The organism is Cupriavidus sp. 05T313, from assembly GCF_056396665.1.
This window is the reverse complement of record NZ_JBFTLX010000545.1, coordinates 1-879: the sequence shown is the minus strand read 5'-3', so window position 1 is coordinate 879 and position 879 is coordinate 1. Positions and strand designations below refer to the sequence as shown.

The 879-nt window shown below is 64.4% G+C and carries 2 protein-coding genes; both read right to left on the bottom strand.

Annotated features, from left to right (window positions below; genetic code table 11):
* Nucleotides 1-674 (bottom strand): NAD(P)/FAD-dependent oxidoreductase (locus AC1DKD_RS41630; RefSeq protein ID WP_477144784.1); only part of this gene is annotated, 674 nt, incomplete at its 3' end.
* 96 nt (nucleotides 675-770) lie between these two features.
* Nucleotides 771-879: DUF3470 domain-containing protein (locus AC1DKD_RS41625; protein ID WP_477144785.1), on the bottom strand; the 109-nt coding region annotated here is incomplete at its 5' end.

The window sequence follows — 879 nt, the reverse complement described above, 5'->3', positions numbered from 1 at the left end:
CACAATTCCTTCATCTTGGCGACGGAGGCGGGCGCGGCGCGGAAGCCGTCGCGGCGATGGATCATCACCACCGACTCGGCCTTGCCGGCCAGGTCCAGCGTCCAGTCCAGCGCGGAGTCTCCGCCGCCGACGATGACGAGGTTGCGGCCGTGGAAACGGCTCGGATCCTTGACGCGGTAGAACAGCTGCTTGCCGTCGAACTTGTCGATGCCATCCACCTTGACCGTGCGCGGCTGGAACGAGCCCACGCCCGCGGCGATGAAGATGGTCCTGGTGATGAAGCGGGTTCCCAGCGAGGTCTCGACGAAGAAGCGGCCGTCTTCGCGGCGCTCCACCACGGCGACTTCCTGGCCCAGGTGGAAGGTCGGCTCAAACGGCTCGATCTGCTTGAGCAGGTTGTCGGTCAGATCCTGGCCGGTGCAGATGGGCACGGCCGGGATGTCGTAGATGGGCTTGTCCGGGTAGAGCTCCACGCACTGGCCGCCGACCACCTTGAGGGAGTCGATCACGTGCGCCTTGATTTCGAGCAGGCCCAGTTCGAAAACCTGGAAGAGTCCGACCGGGCCGGCGCCGACGATCAGCGCGTCGATTTCCAGCGGCTGGCCGCCGCCGCCGTTGCCTGTGGCAACGTGGTGGGTGGCGTCGGCAACGGGGTTGGGGATACTCAAGTCCATATTCGTCCTGATACGTTGTGGGGCACAGGCGTGCCCGGCATTACGGGAAAGCGCGTGGGTGGGGACGGCTTTCTGACCTGTCTTTTTTAGGTCTTTTCAGCGCTGCAGGTATTGCAGCTTTTCGGCTGTGTCCTTCCATTCCTCGGCTTCGGCCAGCGGCGCCTTGGTCTTGGTGATGGACGGCCAGTTGCGAGCCAGTTCGGCG